Origin of the sequence: Sedimentitalea sediminis, assembly GCF_042687825.1 — a bacterium.
Lineage (GTDB): Bacteria > Pseudomonadota > Alphaproteobacteria > Rhodobacterales > Rhodobacteraceae > Sedimentitalea.
Map to the genome: position 1 here is coordinate 71,399 of NZ_JBHUQE010000003.1, position 17,757 is coordinate 89,155.

Here is a 17,757-nt window from a genome sequence, read left to right on the forward strand (position 1 = left end):
TGCGCTGTTTCAAACCGCGCTCTGCCACGGCAGGTTGAGCGCCAACGGGAAGGACAGATGCAGAAGCGGCTGAAATTCGAACACCGATACAAGGTCAGTGCCGACCGCCTGTTCGCGCTGGTCATCGATCTGGACGCGCTCGAAGCCGTCAGCAAGCCGTTGCTGCAAATCCATCATCTGCCGTCCGGACCGGTGCGCCAAGGCCAAGGGATCGACGTTGCGTATTCGCTGTTCGGCCTGTTTCCGCAACGCCCCTATCGCATGTTCATCCGCCGCTGTGACGCCACGGCGCTGCGCCTGCGCAGCGAAGAACACGGTGTCGGCATCCAGCGGCTGGTGCACGAGATCGAAGTCAGCCCAGACGGCAACAGTTCGGTGCTGAGGGAGTGGATCGAAGTCGACGCCGGGTGGCGCACACAGATCGTCGCGGCCTGCGTCTGGGTTCTGTTCCACTGGCGGCACCGGGTGCGGCTGCGGTTGTTGGGCCTTGTCTGAGGCGCATTTCCGCGCCGGTCCTGCGCCATCGAAAGCTACACTTTCTGATTGCGCTGCCCCCGCAGCGCATGCCGGGTCAGGATGCGCGCCTGCGCCGCTGTCAGCGGGATCGAGCCCGGCGTCATCTGCAGCCGGGCATAGAGGGCGCGAAACGGCTCTTGTTCGACCAAGGCGCGAAACCGGGCATGGCGCCAGGCGACGGCGGCGGCCTGCAACTCGGCCAGCACCGGATCGGCATGCAGCGCCTGCAACAGTGGATCGCGGCGCGGCGCGATCCGATCGATGCTGACATCCGTGTCGGTGTTGAAATTGCGCTCGACCCAATAATCCATGCCCAGCCTCTGATCGGCATGCACGGCGCGGCCGCGATCGGATTTGACCACATAGCTTTGCATCGCCCCCAGCGGATAGTGGTTCAACTGCACCAGCCGGTGATTGGGGCGCCCGTAATCCGAAAACAGACGCTTGATCTTGAACCGGTCATCCAGTTCCCGGCCTTCGCCGTCGAACCAGCGTGCCGCCGGCAGGCGGTCGGCGACCGGGCTGCGCGGGCGGTGCACCCCCAGTTTGCGATAGGTGCCGTCATTGCGATACAGCGTCTTGAACATCGTCGTGCGCCAGGGCCAGAACATCACGGCCGGCGCACAGCGGGAGAACGTCCGGGTGACCGGCCGGTCGTCAAAGGCGTCGATGCCGGCATTGCCGAACAGCCGCCAGGTCAGGGTGATCGCGCTGGCCTGCGGCAGCGCCTGCAGCAGCGCCTGCAGGCTGTGGTCGCCGGTATGGATGTTGACGAACTCGTCGATATCCAGCGTCAACAGCCAATCGGCCTGGCGCACGATCTCCAGTTTGTCGGCGCGTTTCAGTGCGGTGAACTGGATGCCGCCCCGGTCATGGGGGGGCGGGTTGCGTTCGTGCTGCAGCCAGCCCATCTGGGCCAGCCGGTCCAGCATGGTATCGGTGCCGTCCTGACAGTCGTTCGAGAACACCAGAAAGTCGCTGAACCCTACCGCCCGGTGATGCGCCAGCCATTCCAGCAGGAAAGCCCCCTCGTTTCGCACGGTCAGAACAATGAGTGATTTCAATTCAGTACATCCGTTCATTCATGTGCGGCATCAGCTTTCCATGTCCAGCGCCAAGGCATAGGCGACGCGTTCGGTCTCGGTCAGCTTGACCGCGAGAGCCTGCTGATACAGGCTTTCGAATTCCGGCATGCCGCGCAGTTCGGCGGCCTTGGCCCGGTGCCAGTCCACGCCGTATCGGTGCCAGCGCCGCAACGCATCATCCTGCAGCAGCCGGTCGTATTCGGCGCGCAGGCGCGGCAGGTTGCGCTGGATCGTAATGTCGCGGAAACCGGACCAGTCCATGCGGATCCAATAGTTGATGCCGATCGAGCGGTCCACATGCAGCGCCCGGCCGCGCTGGCGCTTGATCAGAAAGCTTTCGGCGCTGCGCAAGGCATAGTGGTTCAGTTGCAGCAGGTCATAGCCGATCGAACGTTTCGAATTGCGCCAGCCGTTGCGGGCGACCTCGTGCGTCATGTCCTGACCCGACCCGTTGACCCAGCGGACCCGGTCCTGCATCGCCGCGTCCAGCCGGTTGGGCCGGTGGCAGCTGATCTTGCCATAGGCGCCGATATTCTTGGACATCGTCTTGAAACCCCAGGCGGTGTGCGGTTTCGGACAGTAGGCCGGGGCGCAGGCGTCAAACTGATCGATGACGAAATCATCGGCCAGGCGGGTGATGCCATTGTGGCCAAACAGCCGCCAGGTCATCGCGACATTGGTGGCGTCCGGCACATGCGCCAGGAAATCATCCAGCGTGCCGTTGCCACAACGCACATTCATGAATTCGTCCACATCGATATGGATGATCCAGTCGGCCTGGCGGATAACTTTTTCGCGCAGCGCCCGGTTCAATGCGTGTTGCTGCGGCGAGTTGCCCTTCCAGGCATCGTTGCTGCGGTGATGCAGCAGCCCCATTTCCTGCAGGCGGTCCAGCAACTGGGCCGTGCCGTCGGTGCAGTCATTGGTATAGATCAGAAAGCTGTCGACCCCGATGGCGCGGTGATAGGCGATCCATTCCAGGATATAGGGGGCTTCGTTCTTCATGCAGCCGACGATGACCCTGCCGGTCGACCCCGGCGGCAGCCGGCGCGGCGGGGCGGGGGAAAAGGGGGCGGCCAGTTCCTCTTCGTTCACCGCGCCCAGGCGGTTATGCGGCGCAAAGGAAGATCGCTGCAGTTTCTGGAAATTCTGCACCGCCAGCGGCGGCATCAGGGCGCGCGCCGCCGGCGACAAGCGCATGGTGTCCGCTGTCGCGCGGGCGGCGGCCCGGCGTCCGGCGCGGGTGGCCTTGTCGATACGATACATGAAGGCCAGCAGATACTGGCTGGCGCGATAGCCATAGCCGGGATCGGCCTCGGTCCAGGTCCCGGCGGGCGGCGCGCTGCGGAACAGTCCGGCGCTGAGCGCCGGATGGTCCCGGATCAGAGCGGCGTTGTCAGCAGCAAACCGGCGAGAGACCGGGGCCAGCGCGCCTGCGTCCAGGGGCGGGCCATCGACCGCGATCTCGTTCAGAAGGTCCCGCCACAAGGGGCGCGGGATCAAGCGCTTGCGGTCGGCCAGCAGCCGCAGCAACAGGCTATTCAACTGCCGGCAACGGGCCAGCCAGGCGGCCGAGACCGGTTCCGGAACCGCGGCGGGGTCGGCCTTGCCAATGCGGGCGTCAATGCCGAAACAGGCACGGATTTCGTCGGTGACCCCGGGGGCGGCAAAGGCGGCGGCGTCATGGGGGCGCAGTTGCGTTGCGCCCTTGCCGAACGCACCGTCCCAGAATTGCACCAGTGCTGCATAGTCCAGCCAGAACGGCGGCGCCTGGGTTTCCAGAAACTGGCCGGCGGGTGGGTCGATGCGGGGTGCATCCGCCAGGCAGGCGGCCCACCAGTCGGGTGCGTCGGCCAGCGCCAATTCGCGGTCCAACGATACGGCACGGCCCTGAAAAATCTGCGCGGCATAGTGGCGGGCCAGCATCGGGGCCTGTTCATCCACATGGGCCAGGATACGGATATCCGACGACAGGGGGGTCAGCAGATCGCGCAGCCGTGCCAGCTCGGACGGGCGGTGCAGCGAATGGCCCAGCTGAGAGGCCGACAGGATCAGCGTATCGGGGCGGTGGCGCGCGATCTCGGCCGCCAGGTCGGCGGCCAGTCCGGAGCGCAGGCTTTCCTGATCCCGGAGCGCCGCATAGCCGCGGGCCTGGCGCAGGGGGTCGACATGGTCGGGATCGGTCACCGCCATATAGAGACGGGTGTGGTTGCCCTTGCCCGGTGCGCGCGGAAAAAGCACGCCCTTGGACGACAATTGCTCGCGCTTGGCGGCCAGCACCTGCTGCAGCCGCTGCGCGCCCCAAATGTCCAACCCGATATGCAGATAAATACGCATCAGACCGCCTGTCCCTTGCGGCGCAGCGGGTTGGCGTTCAGCCGGCCCCACCAGGGCAGTTCGCGCCCCAGAAACCCGCTGATCCGCTGGCGCGCCGATGGATCGGCCACGTCGTATTCCAGATAAGCCGGATCGCCGTCAAAGAACCGGGCCAGGCCGGCATAGTGCCCGTCGATCCATTGCATGCGTTCCTTGGTGGTGCCGCCATAGCCGGGCGGCAGGCCGGGCACGGGGCTGTCGGGCAGGCGGGCGGTGGCCAGGTCGGACCAGGCCAGCATGGATTGTGACAAATCATAGCTGTCGCGGCGCGAGGCCAGAAACCGGACGCCGGGATGATGCGCGCGCAGGGCCAGGATCAGGGCAAAGTCCATCTGCGGCCACAGCGACGTGTCGGCGCGCAGCATGCTCATCTCGGAAACCGCGTCGCATTCGGACAGAAAGGCGCCCGGATCGCCGGTCTTGAAATAGCCGCGATACAGCAGGTCGGCGACAAAGGCCCCCTTGAGCGCCGGGTCAGACGTGTTGCGCCCGCGCAGGCGGTGGTCGGCGACCTTTAGGCCCGACAGGCGCAGCGCCCGCGCCAGGGTTGTGGTGCCGGTCTTGGGCAGGCCCAGATTGACCACCTGCAGGCTCATGGCGCCGGCCTTGTGCTGCCTGGAGGCGCGGCCTGCAACAGGCCCAGGTCACGCAACAGCGCCTCTTCCTGCGGTGGCAACGGGCCAGCGGCCAGCAACTGCGCCCGCATCCGGCGATAGGCGGGTTGCGTCAACAACGCATCGCGCCGGGCAATGTGCTGCTCTACGGTCTCTTGATGCAGGGCGCGGATTTCCGGGTCGGCCAACAACGCGGCCAATGCCGATTGCAACGCCGGAAGATACCGCAATATGCTGGTATCCTCATAGGCCGGGTCGTTGCGTTCGCGCCAATAGGTGTCGTCAAAGTGGCGGTTTTCCCGGTTCACATCACCACGGTCGTTCTTGACCAGATAACTGTCCAGCGACCGCAGGGCATAGTGGTTCAGCGTCGCAAAGCGCCGCGCGCCGCGGGCCGGAAAACGCCGGATGCGCCGCGGATTGGCCGCGACCAGAAACCGGTGCGGCACGTTGCGCCCGGCGCCATCGGTCCAGACCGGGCGCTTTTTCGGCGCCAGGTTGCCGCGAAAGAAAGGCCGGTGCGCGCCGAAATACTGCAGCGGAAAATCGCGCCGCACCAATGTTTTGACCTCGATCGCGGCCTCGCCGCACCACAGGTCCGGGTTATGCGACCGGCGAAACTGAGCGATCACCGGCACGTCGGAAAAACGCTCGATCCCGTCATTGGCAAAGAACTGGAAGCTGACCGAAATCGCCTGAGGATCGCCGCAGGCCTCGATCAGCGCCGGGATCGTATGATCGCCGGCATGGATGTTCAGAAACTCGTCGACATCGGCGATCCAGACCCAGTCGGCAGCGGCCACCACGGCCTGATGGCGGGCGTCTTTCAATGCCTCCATCTGATAGTTGCGCCCGACCGCCGGATTGGGCAGGTGCTGGACCAGACCGCGCGCCGCCAGCGCCTGCAACAGACGGTCGGTGCCGTCGCAGCAATCGTTGGAATAGAACAGGAAATCGGTGACCCCGAGCAGCTGGTTATACGCGATCCACTCCAGCAGGAACGGCCCCTCGTTCTTGACGCAGGTTACCGCGGTGATCCGCATGCAGGCCCTCTTTTTCGCGTTGCCCCGGCGGCCCGAACAGCCTGCAAGCGACAGCGCATATTGTTTTGGCAATTCATGACAGTTCATCGGAAATCCGTCAACGCGGGCCCCGGTCTTCGGCAAATTTGTCGAGACTTTCCGGCACTTGTGCCACAATGGCGGTTGCGGACGGGCCGCGTCGTTCGTCGCCGACAGGAGGGAAGAATGGAATTCGAGGCACAGGAAACGTTCAAGCTGGTGATCCTGATGATCGCCGGCGCGGCTTTTGCCGGGGTCGGACTATGGCTGCTGCTGCGTCCCAAACCCAGCGGCGCATCGGCCAAGATCGAGCTGTTCGGGTTGAAATTCGAAAGCTCGTCGGCCGGATTGCTGGTGTTTCTGATCGGCGCGGTGTTTCTGGTCCTGCCGCTGTTCGTTCCGGAAAAAACCGTCATTGCGACGACGGCGACATCGACGACGGCAAACGCGGCGACCGAGAGGGCGACGGCAACGACGACCGAACCTGCACCAGCAGCCGCGACTGCGGCCCCCCGGCCGGCGGACCCGGGCACCGCGTCGCCGCCCGCCCCGGCCGGGCGCAGCGCCCTCTTGTTGCCGCCCGATGCGCATGTCTCCGAACAGGAACCCAACGATCGCATTCAGGCTGCCAACCAGCTTGGGTTCGGCCAGACCCTGAAAGGCCGCGTAAGGGCGGGCGAGGCCGACTGGGTCGTGATCGCGCTGCCCGACCCGGCACCTAAATTCGTCGAACTAAAGGTCCGCCACGTGGGCGGCAACTATGTCGAGGCCGTGCTGTTTGATGCACGCGAAATCAAGATCGGCAGGCGGCAGGCAAGTGACGGAACCCATTATATCCGCGCCGAAGTGCTGAAGAATGACAGGTATTACGTGCGCCTTGTCTGCGATATCGGTTCCTCGGTCGACTACGAGATCGCTCTGCAGCACGCTGCGGCGGATTGATTACCAGGGCCAGTATCCTGATGCCCCGGTGAAACCCGCATCGCCATTTGATCTAAATCATTCCAGTAATGGAATGCGTTTCGTATTCTGCAAGCGGAATGTGAAATCGTAGGAGCAAATAATGCCTCTGAACTGGAAATCGGGTGGTCTGCTGCTGGGGGTGGTGTTCTTTGCCGCGGTGCTGCTGGTGAAACCGATCGGCGTGTCGACCCAGTTCGTCATCCTGAACGGTGTGATTGCCGATGCGGTCAATCCCGGGCTGGTGGTGCCCACAGGGGATGGCTGGGCGTCGGACAACGCCTATCTGAACAAATCCGGCGGCAAATACGCCAAATCCGTGGCGAACCCGTTGAACTACAGCTTTGTATTCGTGCTGGCGATGGCGCTGGGCGGGTTTCTGTCAGCGCGGCTGCGCGGCGGTCTGGATACGGGCGAGCGCCGGATGCCGGCGCTGTGGCGGGCCAATTTCGGGGACAGCGCGATGAAACGCTATGTTGTGGCCTTTCTGGGCGGTTTTGTCGTTCTTTACGGCGCGCGCCTGGCCGGGGGCTGCACGTCGGGGCACATGATGTCGGGCATGATGCAGACGGCCGTGTCCGGTTATCTTTTTGCCGCCGGCGCCTTTCTTGCGGCTGTCCCGGTGGCGCTGCTGATGTACAAAAAGGAGGCCTGAGCCATGACCAGCCTAGTTCTTGCCCTGCTGATCGGCACCGCCTTTGGCGTGGTGCTGGACCGGATCGGCGCCAGCAATCCCACCCTGATCGGGCGGATGCTGAACCTGAGCAACTTGCACCTGGCCAAAACCATCCTGCTGGCGATCGGCACCGGTTCGGTTCTGATGTTCGGCGGCCAGATGCTGGGGCTGGTCGAAGTCGGGCACATGTCCGTCAAGACCGCCTATGTCGGTGTCGTTCTGGGCGGGGTGCTGCTGGGGGCCGGATGGGCGGCCTCCGGCTATTGTCCGGGCACCGGAATCGTCGCCGCGGCCGCCGGTCGCCGGGACGCACTGTTCTTTATCGCGGGTGGGCTGCTGGGGGCGGCAGCGTATATGGTCACCTATCCGATATGGCAGGCCAGCGGTCTGCTGGAACCGGTCCTTGGCGGCAAAGTGACCCTGGGCGCGGTGCCGGGCAGCAAATTTGACGCCGTGACCACCTGGCCCGGCGACGTGCTGGGGCTGGTTCTGGGGCTGGGCTTTGTCGTCATGGCCTTTGCGCTGCCCGACCGGCTGGTTGCAAAGCCCGACGACCTGAGGCAACCCGCCGAATGATCTGAGGCGTGAAAGGGGAAACCCTTTGTCAGGGCCTGTTCCAACAGGCGGGTAGAGCGGTCCGGTGTTTGTGTTCCCACCGGGCCGCTCTTATACCTTTTGCGACCGCGGGGTCCGGTGAGGCCGGGCAGACCCTGCGTCCGCGAAAGGACCCCGGATGGAGCCGATTGACAACATTCCCGAAACCGCTCTGGCCTGGCATCGCGCGGGCCACGGCGCGGCCTTGGCGACGGTGGTCCAGACCTGGGGCAGCGCCCCGCGCCGGGCCGGTGCGCAACTGGCGGTGGGCGGCGATGGCCGGATCGCGGGCTCGGTCTCGGGCGGTTGCGTCGAGGGCGCGGTCATCCTTGAGGCGCAAGAGGCATTGCAGGACGGCCGTCACCGGCTGTTGGAATATGGTGTCAGCGACACCGATGCCTTTGCCGTCGGCCTGGCCTGCGGCGGCACCATCCGGGTGCTGGTCGAGCCGGTGGGGGGGGCGCTGCCCGAACCGCTGCTGGCCGAGCTGGTCGCGGCCCGTTCGGCCCGCCAGCCGCTGGCCTATGAGGTCGATCTGCAGGACGGCACCCGGCGCCTGGTGCGCGACGGATATCCGCAGCGCATGCGGGCCGACCGTTCGGGCATGGAGCCTGACGGGCGGACCTTTGTTGCGGTGCACAATCCGCCCTTGCGGCTGATCGTTGTGGGGGCCGTGCATATCGCCCAGGCGCTGCTGCCCATGGCGCGGCTGGCCGGGTATGATCCGGTTCTGATCGATCCGCGCGACAGTTTCGGCGCGCCCGACCGGTTCCCCGGCGAGACCATCCTGCGCGACTGGCCCGATACGGCGCTGGCCCAGTTGGGTCCGGATGCCCGTACGGCGCTGGTTCTGCTCAGCCATGACCCAAAGCTGGACGATCCGGCGCTGACGGCGGCGCTGGGATCCGAGCTGTTCTATATCGGCGCGCTGGGATCGGTGCGTACCCATGCTGGCCGCGTTCAGCGGCTGCGTGCCGCCGGCATTCCGCCCGCCCGGATCGACCGCATTCACGGCCCCATAGGGCTGGATATCGGCGCGGCGGGTCCGGCCGAGATCGCGGTCGCCATTCTGGCCGAGATGACGGCGGTGCTGCGCGGGCAGGCGACGTGAAATTCGGCCCTGTCGCCGTCGACCGCGCCGCCGGCAGTGTCCTGGCCCATTCGGTCCGGATCGGTCCGGTCCGGCTGCGCAAGGGGCAGGTGCTGACGGCACAGCAATGCGCGGCCCTGGGGGCGGCCGGTCTGCGCGAGATCGTCGTGGCGCGGCTGGAGGCGGGCGATCTGGACGAAAACGCCGCCGCGACGGCGCTGGCGGCGGCGCTGGTGCCCGACCCGGCGGCGGCGGGTCTGCGCCCAACCGGGGCGTTTACCGGGCGCGTCAACCTGATCGCCGAGGCACCGGGATTGGCGCGGATTGACGCCGCTGCGATCGACCGGGCGAACCGGGTGCACCCGATGATCACCGTCGCCACCGCGCCGCGCTGGCAGCGGATGCAGCATGACGGCATGGTCGCGACGGTCAAGATCATCTCTTACGCGGTGCCGGGCACGGCGCTGGCGCGGGCCTGCGACGCGGCGCGCGGGGCCCTGGCGCTGCAGCGCCCGGTGCTGCGCCGGGCCGGGTTCATCGAGACCCTGGTGCCCGGGGCCGAGGCCGCCGCCGCCAAGGGGCATCTGATGATGCAGGCCCGTCTGAGGCGGCTGGATGCGGAATTGGCGCCGCCGGTCACCGTTGCCCACCGGATCGCGCCGCTGGCCCGGGCCATTGCCGAATGTCGTGAGGAACTGGTGCTGATCCTGACCGGTTCGGCCACATCCGATCCAGCCGACATTGCCCCCGAGGCGGTGCGCCGCGCCGGCGGGCGGATCGTGCATTTCGGCATGCCGGTCGATCCGGGTAACCTGCTGTTTCTCGGCGAGATCGGTGCGCGCAAGGTGATCGGCCTGCCGGGCAGCGCCCGCTCGCCGGCGGTCAGCGGCGTTGACCGGATCGTCGACCGCATTGTCTGCGGCGTACCGGTCGGGCCGGATGACATCATGGCGATGGGGGTCGGGGGGCTGCTGAAGGAGATCCCGTCGCGACCGCAGCCGCGCCGCCAGCCACGCTAGCGGTACACCGGCGCCTGTGCCTCCCCGGCGCGGATATCCGGCGGCGGCCAGCCGCGCCGCGTCGCCGCCGGCGCTGCCCGATACAGCCTGTTCCGACTGCTGCTGCCGGGCGCCCGAACCGGTGCGGTTCGGTCTTGCGATGGCCCGTCACAAAACGCAGAGAGCGGAAGAGTCACCGCCGGAGCCGGTCCGGCCCAGCGGCATGGACATAAGGAACTGGCGCGCCTATCACGGTCGGATGAGTGCCCGCAGGTCCCGCCTTGCCCTTATGTCCATGACCGGCCGGTGCCGGGCGTATGGCCACACGTCGGACCGGTCCGGCGTGTCAGGGGCCGCGCCATGACGCAGGCCGCCGTGCCGGCGTCGCAGGCCCGGGCGATCCTGTTGATGGTGGTGGCGATCTTCTGTTTCACCCTGATGGATGCCTCGGCCAAGGCGCTGATCCCACGCGTCGGCATATTGCAGACGGTCTGGGCGCGCTATGCCGGGCATATGCTGCTGGTGCTGATTCTGATCGCGCCGCGGCTGACGCACATCGTGCGGACCCGCCATCCGGTTCTGCAGATTCTGCGGTCTGTATTGCTGCTCAGTGCCACCGGCCTGTTCTTCACCAGTATCGGTCTGATCCCATTGACCGATGCGTCGGCGCTGATGGCGGTCAACCCGGTATTGATCACCCTGGGGGCGGCCCTGTTTCTGGGCGAACCTCTGGGACCGCGCCGGATCATCGGCATCGCCGTCGCCCTGGTCGGTGCGATGATCGTGATCCGACCGGGCAGCGCGGTCTTCTCGCCCGCAGCATTGTTGCCGCTGGCCGGCGCGGCCTGTTATTCGGCCTATTCCCTGCTGACCCGCAAGCTGGGGCCGGGCGAGGATGTGTGGACCTCGCTGTTCTATACCGGGCTGGTCGGCACCGTGATCCTGAGCCTGGCGGTGCCACCGACCTGGACCTGGCCGGATGCAACCGGGCTTGGTCTGTTCGCGGCGATCACGCTGTTCGGCACTTTTGGACAATTGGCCCTGATCCGCGCCTTCAGCCTGGGCGAAGCGGCGATGCTGGCCCCCTATTCCTATCTCGGGCTGATTTTCGCCGCCGTGTGGGGGGCGCTGTTCTTTGCCGAATTGCCGGATCTGTGGACCGTCGCCGGCGCCCTTGTGATCGCCGGGGCGGGTCTGTATGTCTGGCACCGCGAAACCTATCGCCGCTGAGAGCCCAGAATGCCGGCAGACATCTCCGATCTTTCCCGCACGGCCCGCGTCCGGTATTTCGTCGCGAACCTGTTCCTGCGGGGGCTGATCGGCCTGTTCGGCCTGATTCCCTACCGGGCGCGCGTCCCGGCCATGGGCTGGCTGGTGTCGCGGATACTGGCACCGCTGGCGGGGTTCGACCGGCGGGTGCGCGACAATCTGCGGCTGGCACGACCCGACCTGACGGATGCCGAGGTGCGGCGCCTGTGCCGGGCTGTGCCAGACAATGCCGGGCGCACGCTGATCGAGCTGTATGCCGGGCCGCAATTCGTCGCGCGGGCCCGCGCGGCGCCTGTTTCCGGCCCCGGCCTTGCGGCGCTGCAGGAGGCCCGCGCCGCGGGGCGGCCGGTGATCCTGATGACCGGGCATTTCGGCAATTACGACGCGGCCCGCGCCCGGCTGATTTCGCTGGGCTACGAGATGGGCGCGCTCTACCGGCGCATGGCCAACCCCTATTTCAACGCCCATTACGTGCGCACGATTTCCGCCATCGGCACACCGATGTTCGAGCAGGGCCGCCGCGGCATGGTCGAGATGGTGCGGCATCTGAAACAGGGCGGCATCATCGCCATCGTCGGCGATCTGCATGCGCAGGGCGGTACGCCGCTGGACTTTTTCGGAACCCCCGCCGTGACCTCGACGGTGCCCGCCGAACTGGCGCTGAAACAGGATGCGGCGCTGATTCCGGTTTATGCGGTGCGCCAGCCGAACGGGCTGGATTTCCAGATCGTCATGCATGAACCGATTGCCCATTCCGACCCGGAAACGATGACACAGGCGATCAATGACGGGCTGGAAGAGCTGGTGCGCACGCATATGGACCAGTGGTTCTGGATCCACCGCCGCTGGAAGCCCGAGTGACCAGTTGCGCCGCGCGGCGTGACGCAGATGGGCGGACCTAGCGGACCTGGGTCGCCGCGACAATGGCGCCAGGGCCAGGCTGCTGGATCAGCACCACCGCCGGGCGGTCGCCCTGCAGTTCGATCGACAGATCCAGCGGGTCCGTGCCATCCCAGAGACCCAGTTCGGTCCAGTCATCGACCACGTTGGCGTAGTCCAGATCGCGACCGGCGTTCTCGCCTCGGGTGATCTGCGCGCTGCGCAACGGTGTATAGCGGATCAGGTGAACCGTCAGGCGCCCCTGCAGGTCCTGCAAAGGCTCGGCGTGGATTCGCAGTGCCGATCCGGTCCGGTCTGCGGAGATCTGCGCCTTGGGCGTCTGTGCTCTGTAAAGCGTGATGATGTCGGCCAACTCCCGGGCATGGGCGCCGACGACATCCTGCTGGCCGTTGACGATCATCTGCGGCGTATAGATCATATCGCGCCCGGCGGCACGCGCATAGCCGCGCTGACGGGCGGTGTTGCCCGGACGGGCAAATTCGTCCTTCCAGCCGATATAGTCCCAGTAGTCCACGTGCAGCGCCAGGGCGATCACGTCGTCGCGCCGGGCCAGTCCGTGCATCAGCGCGTCCGCCGGCGGGCAGGCACTGCAGCCCTGCGAGGTGAAGAGTTCCACCACCACCGGGTTGCTTTGGGCGCTGACCGGCGGGGCCAGCAACAGGAACAGCGCGATCAATGCGGTGACGATCCGGGGCATGTGTGGCGGGTTTCCCTTGCTTACCCTGCCGGTCTAGCTAGGTTCAGTCGATATGGCCAATCAAGGTTTCTTGAAAGCCAGGCGCGGTCCGGCCCCGTTCCGGGGCGCGGTGGCGCGATCCGTGTGTGTCGGTGTACAATGGTATACAAAATCGTCGCACCCCCGGGATCTCTATTGATCCCGTGTCCCGCCTGATGCAGATAGCGTGCAGCGAATTCCCATTTTCCATGCCGCTTCACAGGGAGGCCACTGATGACCATTACCGTTGGACAGGACACAGCCAAGACACGCAAGACGCTGAGCGTGAATGGCAAGACCATTTCCTATTATTCGATCCCCGCCGCCACAGAGGCCGGTCTGGGCGACTTTGCCAACCTGCCAGCGGCACTGAAAGTCGTTCTGGAAAACATGCTGCGGTTCGAGGACGGCAAGACCGTCAGCACCGACGACATCAAGGCCTTTGCCGAATGGGGCGCCAAGGGTGGCAAGAACCCGCGTGAGATCGCCTATCGTCCGGCCCGCGTGCTGATGCAGGACTTTACCGGTGTGCCGGCGGTCGTGGATCTGGCGGCGATGCGCGACGGCATCGTGGCACTGGGCGGCGACGCGCAAAAGATCAACCCGCTGAACCCGGTCGATCTGGTCATCGACCACTCGGTGATGATTGACGAATTCGGCAATCCGCGCGCCTTTCAGATGAACGTGGACCGGGAATACGAGCGCAACATGGAGCGGTATCAGTTCCTGAAATGGGGGCAGGGCGCATTCAACAATTTCCGCGTGGTGCCGCCGGGCACCGGTATCTGTCACCAGGTGAATCTGGAATATCTGGCCCAGACCGTCTGGACCGACACCGATCAGAACGGTGAAGAAGTCGCCTATCCCGACACGCTGGTGGGCACCGACAGCCACACCACCATGGTCAACGGCGCCGCCGTTCTGGGCTGGGGCGTCGGCGGCATCGAGGCCGAAGCGGCGATGCTGGGTCAGCCGATCTCGATGCTGATCCCCGAGGTCATCGGCTTTGAACTGACCGGCCAGATGGTCGAGGGCACCACCGGCACCGACCTGGTGCTGAAAGTGGTCGAGATGCTGCGCGAAAAGGGTGTGGTCGGCAAATTCGTTGAATTCTACGGCACCGGTCTGGACCATCTGCCGCTGGCGGACCGCGCCACTATCGCCAACATGGCTCCGGAATACGGCGCCACCTGCGGGTTCTTCCCGATCGACGACGAGACCCTGCGCTATCTGCGCAACACCGGCCGCGACGAGGACCGCGTGGCGCTGGTCGAGGCCTATGCCAAGGAGAACGGCTTCTGGCGCGGCGCGGATTACGCCCCGGTCTATACCGACACGCTGAGCCTGGACATGGGCAGCATCGTGCCGGCGATCTCGGGGCCGAAACGCCCGCAGGACTATGTCGCCCTGACCGACGCCAAGGCGGCCTTCCGCAAGGAAATGGAAGAGACTTTCAAACGGCCCATGGGCAAGGAAGTCCCCGTCAAGGGCGAAGACTATACCATGGAGAGCGGCAAGGTCGTGATCGCCTCGATCACCTCGTGCACCAACACCTCGAACCCCTATGTGATGATCGGCGCCGGGCTGGTGGCCCGCAAGGCCGCCGCGCTGGGTCTGAACCGCAAGCCCTGGGTCAAGACCAGCCTGGCACCGGGGTCGCAGGTCGTGTCCGCCTATCTCGAGGCCGCCGAGCTGCAGGACGATCTGGACAAGATCGGGTTCAACCTGGTGGGCTATGGCTGCACCACCTGTATCGGCAACTCGGGTCCGATCCAGAAAGAACTGTCCGAAGCGATTGCCGAGGGCGATCTGGTGGCCACCTCGGTCCTGTCCGGGAACCGCAATTTCGAGGGCCGGATCAGCCCCGATGTGCGCGCCAACTATCTGGCCAGCCCGCCGCTGGTGGTGGCCTATGCGCTGGCCGGCACGATGGACATCAACCTGGCGACCGATCCGATCGCCCAGACGCCGGATGGCAAGGACGTCTATCTGAAAGATATCTGGCCGACCTCGCAGGAGGTTGCCGAACTGGTCGAAGCCACCGTGACCCGCGAAGCGTTCCAGACCAAATATGCCGATGTCTTCAAAGGCGACGACAAATGGCAAAGCGTCGAAACCACCGACAGCGAAACCTATGACTGGCCGGCCAGCTCGACCTATGTCCAGAACCCGCCCTATTTCCAGGGCATGGGCAAGGAACCGGGCGTGATCACCAACATCGAGGGCGCCAAGGTGCTGGCGGTGCTGGGCGACATGATCACCACCGACCACATCAGCCCGGCCGGATCGTTCAAGGAAACCACACCGGCCGGCCAATACCTGACCAACCATCAGGTGCCGGTGCGCGAGTTCAACTCGTATGGCAGCCGCCGCGGCAACCACGAGGTGATGATGCGCGGCACCTTTGCCAATATCCGTATCAAGAACGAGATGCTGGACGGCGTCGAGGGCGGTTACACCAAGGGGCCGGACGGTCAGCAGACCTCGATCTTTGACGCGGCCATGGCCTATCAGAACACTGACACGCCGCTGGTGATCTTTGGCGGCGAACAGTACGGGGCCGGCTCGTCCCGCGACTGGGCGGCCAAGGGGACGGCGTTGCTGGGCGTCAAGGCGGTCATCGCCGAGAGCTTTGAGCGCATCCACCGCAGCAACCTGGTGGGCATGGGCGTCATCCCGTTCGAGTTCACCGGCGGCGACACCCGCAAATCGCTGGGCCTGACCGGGGACGAGACGGTGTCGATCTCTGGTCTGGACACCATCCAGCCGCTGCAACAGGTGCCCTGCACGATCACTTTTGCCGATGGCAGCGAAAAGACCATCCAGCTGAAATGCCGGATCGATACCGCCATCGAGATCGAATATATCGAACATGGCGGCGTGCTGCATTACGTTCTGCGCAACCTGGCCCAGGCAGCCTGAGCGCAAGCCTGATCCGATGATCTCAAGGACCCGCCATCGCGCGGGTCCTTTTGCTTTTGCCGCCCTGGGCGCGCTTGCGCTGCCGGCAAACTTCCGGACCAAAAAAAACGGCGCTGTCCGGAAATCGCTTTGGGTCGCTGTGGCGAGACAGAGAAAGGCCCGTATACCTCTGCTCAACCAGCGGAGGATACCCTTGCCACCCCACGGCTTTCGCCGCTTTTGCGATACCCTCGACGCGCTTGATCCGGCCCGGATCGGGCACGCCCGGCACACGCGCAGCCGCAGGCCGCCATCATGCCCAAAACACAAACGCGCTACACGCCCGCTGCGACAAGTTCATCAACCCCATCTGCGGCCCGGCCACGCATAACTTGAACGGCGAGACAAACTGGCTGCAGGTTCGGCCGGCGGATGTCCGCATTGAGCCCATCATTCCAATTCGCCGTTCGGAAACGAAAGTCCGCTTCAAACTTTCAGCTCAGTTATAACGCCAACTTATCTGAACAGTTGATTTACGATTTCACGGGCGTAAGCGTGCACCCAGACTTCTGCTTGGTAGGAGGAGGAATAGTAGACCACGACCGTATCGGTATCGGGTGACACGTAAAGGCACTGACCCGTTCGTCCCGACTTGTACATGTCTCCGTCAGGGAACACGGCATCCCACTGGTAGGAAGCTCCAAAACCCACCTGGCCAAAGTCGTTGACAAGGCGCTGGCTCATGTAATCCTCGCCGTAGATCGCGGGATCGGCAGCGGCTTGGGCTTTCGTAAAGTAGGCTTCTGAAACGACACGTTCATCTGCCACCACGCTCCAACTGGGCGTAAAGAGCATTCCAAAACGGGCTAAATCACGAAGTCTTGCTGCGAATGCGCCCGGCGATGACGGCTCACCACTGACAGTCAGACCGAGAACCCCGTCGCCCTCCATGCCTGCTTGGCTCCAAATGTGCTCAGTGACTAGGTCTTCGAACGGCCTCTCGGTAACATTTTGCAGGACCAGAGTGGTAACGTAAGTATTAAGAGACGCGTACTCAAACCGAGTACCGGGCTCTACATCGACCTCTACTTTTTTCAGCGCCTCCATCAGCGAGAGACCTTCAGGGAGATTTGGGTCACCAAATCCGATGGCGTAAAAAAGGCTGACCGGATGGTCTGGCGAACTGCCCAAACGACTTTCGCTAATATCAAGTCCGGATCGTTGGTGAAGAACATCGGCGACTTTGATATCCGCCCACGAGGTATCTTCAAGTTCAGGGACGTAGTGTGAAACCGTCTCGTCGAGGTCTATGAGGCCTTGCTCGTTGGCGATGTGAGCGAGCGTTCCAACCAGTATCTTGGTGGCAGAGGCCCACAAGTGATTATCCCAATCGCGGATGCCGATATACTCCTCGAACACAATCTGACCCTTGTGGATGACTGCGATTGCCTTGAACCGCGATCTTTCATCCTGCATCATCTCTTTCAAAGTCATCGTGCCGAGAATGGTCGTTGCTCTGACATCACCGACATCAGGCATCAAATTGTAGCTGAGCTCCGAGACTGGCCCGTAACGATGTACGATAGCAGTGAGCAGGTTTTCACTTAGCCGAGACGCCGCATAATTGCCCGCATCGCCAGAGGTGGTCAAAGTTTCCCCGTCATATGCTTGTCTGTAGAGTTGGCTTTGCTCGGCAGAAAATCCGCCTCGACCTTCTCTCACAGATTTCAGTTCGGTCGGGATCGTAAATTCAGAACGCTGGTGCTCGCTTTCCTGTGCTATCGTTGGGCTGACAAAGACAGCTAGTACCAACAGCAAGCCAAAAAAGGGCTTTGCCAGTGTCTGAACATAAGCGTTTTTTGCATCCATGATTGAAGTATCTGGATAACAAACCGTCCGTCAAGAAAGCTCTTAGTTGTCAAGTCGCACGGTGTACCGAAGCAGCCATTGCTCAATCACCATTGAATGACAGCAAAGCCCGCCAACCGGTCAACACGTTTTG

The 17,757-nt window shown here is 64.3% G+C and carries 15 protein-coding genes; 9 read left to right on the forward strand and 6 right to left on the reverse strand.

Going from position 1 to position 17,757, the window contains the following annotated elements:
- Positions 1–57 precede the first annotated feature (57 nt).
- The gene (locus tag ACFMPD_RS03555) at positions 58–495 is read left to right on the forward strand and encodes a hypothetical protein (protein WP_380991877.1); all 438 of its coding nucleotides are present in this window, start codon (positions 58–60) and stop codon (positions 493–495) included.
- Positions 496–530: 35 nt separating this feature from the next.
- Here ACFMPD_RS03555 and ACFMPD_RS03560 read toward each other — a convergent pair whose 3' ends face one another.
- From ACFMPD_RS03560 to ACFMPD_RS03575, 4 genes are read right to left on the reverse strand one after another with little or no spacing between them, the layout of a single operon-like run.
- A complete protein-coding gene (locus ACFMPD_RS03560) occupies positions 531–1,580 on the reverse strand; it encodes a glycosyltransferase family 2 protein (protein ID WP_380991879.1) in 1,050 nt (349 codons plus the stop codon).
- A 30-nt stretch (positions 1,581–1,610) separates the two neighbouring features.
- Positions 1,611–3,938 (reverse strand): glycosyltransferase family 2 protein, encoded by a 2,328-nt coding sequence (locus ACFMPD_RS03565; RefSeq protein ID WP_380991881.1) that lies wholly within the window; start codon positions 3,936–3,938, stop codon positions 1,611–1,613.
- Complete coding sequence (locus tag ACFMPD_RS03570; protein ID WP_380991883.1) at positions 3,938–4,573, reverse strand: sulfotransferase family protein; 636 nt, start codon at positions 4,571–4,573, stop codon at positions 3,938–3,940. Before ACFMPD_RS03570 ends, ACFMPD_RS03565 begins: the two co-directional genes overlap by 1 nt.
- The gene (locus ACFMPD_RS03575) at positions 4,570–5,634 is read right to left on the reverse strand and encodes a glycosyltransferase family 2 protein (RefSeq protein ID WP_380991885.1); all 1,065 of its coding nucleotides are present in this window, start codon (positions 5,632–5,634) and stop codon (positions 4,570–4,572) included. Before ACFMPD_RS03575 ends, ACFMPD_RS03570 begins: the two co-directional genes overlap by 4 nt.
- 204 nt (positions 5,635–5,838) lie before the next feature.
- On the opposite strand from ACFMPD_RS03575, the gene ACFMPD_RS03580 reads away from it, so the two are divergent.
- The 7 genes from ACFMPD_RS03580 (at position 5,839) to ACFMPD_RS03610 (ending at position 12,100) form a co-directional block, all read left to right on the forward strand.
- Complete coding sequence (locus ACFMPD_RS03580; protein ID WP_380991887.1) at positions 5,839–6,594, forward strand: hypothetical protein; 756 nt, start codon at positions 5,839–5,841, stop codon at positions 6,592–6,594.
- Between the two features lie 121 nt (positions 6,595–6,715).
- The gene (locus ACFMPD_RS03585) at positions 6,716–7,267 is read left to right on the forward strand and encodes a YeeE/YedE thiosulfate transporter family protein (protein WP_380991889.1); all 552 of its coding nucleotides are present in this window, start codon (positions 6,716–6,718) and stop codon (positions 7,265–7,267) included.
- Positions 7,268–7,270: 3 nt separating this feature from the next.
- Positions 7,271–7,864, forward strand: a complete 594-nt coding sequence (locus ACFMPD_RS03590; protein WP_380991891.1) for a YeeE/YedE thiosulfate transporter family protein — start codon at positions 7,271–7,273, stop codon at positions 7,862–7,864.
- Positions 7,865–8,021: 157 nt separating this feature from the next.
- Positions 8,022–8,993 carry an XdhC family protein gene (locus ACFMPD_RS03595; RefSeq protein WP_380991893.1) on the forward strand — a complete coding sequence of 324 codons (972 nt, stop codon included), beginning with the start codon at positions 8,022–8,024 and terminating at the stop codon, positions 8,991–8,993.
- Entirely contained in the window at positions 8,990–9,991 is a 1,002-nt protein-coding gene (locus ACFMPD_RS03600; protein ID WP_380991895.1) for a molybdopterin-binding protein, read from the forward strand. Before ACFMPD_RS03595 ends, ACFMPD_RS03600 begins: the two co-directional genes overlap by 4 nt.
- Before the next feature lie 339 nt (positions 9,992–10,330).
- On the forward strand, positions 10,331–11,200 hold the full coding sequence (locus tag ACFMPD_RS03605; protein ID WP_380991897.1) for a DMT family transporter: 870 nt from the start codon (positions 10,331–10,333) through the stop codon (positions 11,198–11,200).
- Positions 11,201–11,209: 9 nt separating this feature from the next.
- Positions 11,210–12,100: a lysophospholipid acyltransferase family protein gene (locus ACFMPD_RS03610; protein ID WP_380991899.1), complete on the forward strand. Its 891-nt coding sequence runs from the start codon at positions 11,210–11,212 to the stop codon at positions 12,098–12,100.
- 37 nt (positions 12,101–12,137) lie between these two features.
- Here ACFMPD_RS03610 and ACFMPD_RS03615 read toward each other — a convergent pair whose 3' ends face one another.
- Positions 12,138–12,836 carry a DUF1223 domain-containing protein gene (locus ACFMPD_RS03615; RefSeq protein WP_380991901.1) on the reverse strand — a complete coding sequence of 233 codons (699 nt, stop codon included), beginning with the start codon at positions 12,834–12,836 and terminating at the stop codon, positions 12,138–12,140.
- Between the two features lie 252 nt (positions 12,837–13,088).
- On the opposite strand from ACFMPD_RS03615, the gene acnA reads away from it, so the two are divergent.
- Positions 13,089–15,776 (forward strand): aconitate hydratase AcnA, encoded by a 2,688-nt coding sequence (acnA, locus tag ACFMPD_RS03620; RefSeq protein WP_380991903.1) that lies wholly within the window; start codon positions 13,089–13,091, stop codon positions 15,774–15,776.
- A 495-nt stretch (positions 15,777–16,271) separates the two neighbouring features.
- Here the strand turns inward: acnA and ACFMPD_RS03625 are convergent, their stop codons facing one another.
- Positions 16,272–17,624 (reverse strand): serine hydrolase domain-containing protein, encoded by a 1,353-nt coding sequence (locus tag ACFMPD_RS03625; protein WP_380991905.1) that lies wholly within the window; start codon positions 17,622–17,624, stop codon positions 16,272–16,274.
- Between the last annotated feature and the right edge of the window lie 133 nt (positions 17,625–17,757).

What these genes read in the sequence shown, in the direction of transcription:
- ACFMPD_RS03565 (WP_380991881.1), bottom strand. Translation starts at nt 3,938, where the DNA reads ATGCGTATTTATCTGCATATCGGGTTGGACATTTGGGGCGCGCAGCGG.
- ACFMPD_RS03580 (WP_380991887.1), top strand. Translation starts at nt 5,839, where the DNA reads ATGGAATTCGAGGCACAGGAAACGTTCAAGCTGGTGATCCTGATGATC.
- ACFMPD_RS03570 (WP_380991883.1), bottom strand. Translation starts at nt 4,573, where the DNA reads ATGAGCCTGCAGGTGGTCAATCTGGGCCTGCCCAAGACCGGCACCACA.
- ACFMPD_RS03615 (WP_380991901.1), bottom strand. Translation starts at nt 12,836, where the DNA reads ATGCCCCGGATCGTCACCGCATTGATCGCGCTGTTCCTGTTGCTGGCC.
- ACFMPD_RS03555 (WP_380991877.1), top strand. Translation starts at nt 58, where the DNA reads ATGCAGAAGCGGCTGAAATTCGAACACCGATACAAGGTCAGTGCCGAC.
- ACFMPD_RS03605 (WP_380991897.1), top strand. Translation starts at nt 10,331, where the DNA reads ATGACGCAGGCCGCCGTGCCGGCGTCGCAGGCCCGGGCGATCCTGTTG.
- ACFMPD_RS03575 (WP_380991885.1), bottom strand. Translation starts at nt 5,634, where the DNA reads ATGCGGATCACCGCGGTAACCTGCGTCAAGAACGAGGGGCCGTTCCTG.
- acnA (WP_380991903.1), top strand. Translation starts at nt 13,089, where the DNA reads ATGACCATTACCGTTGGACAGGACACAGCCAAGACACGCAAGACGCTG.
- ACFMPD_RS03625 (WP_380991905.1), bottom strand. Translation starts at nt 17,624, where the DNA reads ATGGATGCAAAAAACGCTTATGTTCAGACACTGGCAAAGCCCTTTTTT.
- ACFMPD_RS03610 (WP_380991899.1), top strand. Translation starts at nt 11,210, where the DNA reads ATGCCGGCAGACATCTCCGATCTTTCCCGCACGGCCCGCGTCCGGTAT.
- ACFMPD_RS03595 (WP_380991893.1), top strand. Translation starts at nt 8,022, where the DNA reads ATGGAGCCGATTGACAACATTCCCGAAACCGCTCTGGCCTGGCATCGC.
- ACFMPD_RS03590 (WP_380991891.1), top strand. Translation starts at nt 7,271, where the DNA reads ATGACCAGCCTAGTTCTTGCCCTGCTGATCGGCACCGCCTTTGGCGTG.
- ACFMPD_RS03585 (WP_380991889.1), top strand. Translation starts at nt 6,716, where the DNA reads ATGCCTCTGAACTGGAAATCGGGTGGTCTGCTGCTGGGGGTGGTGTTC.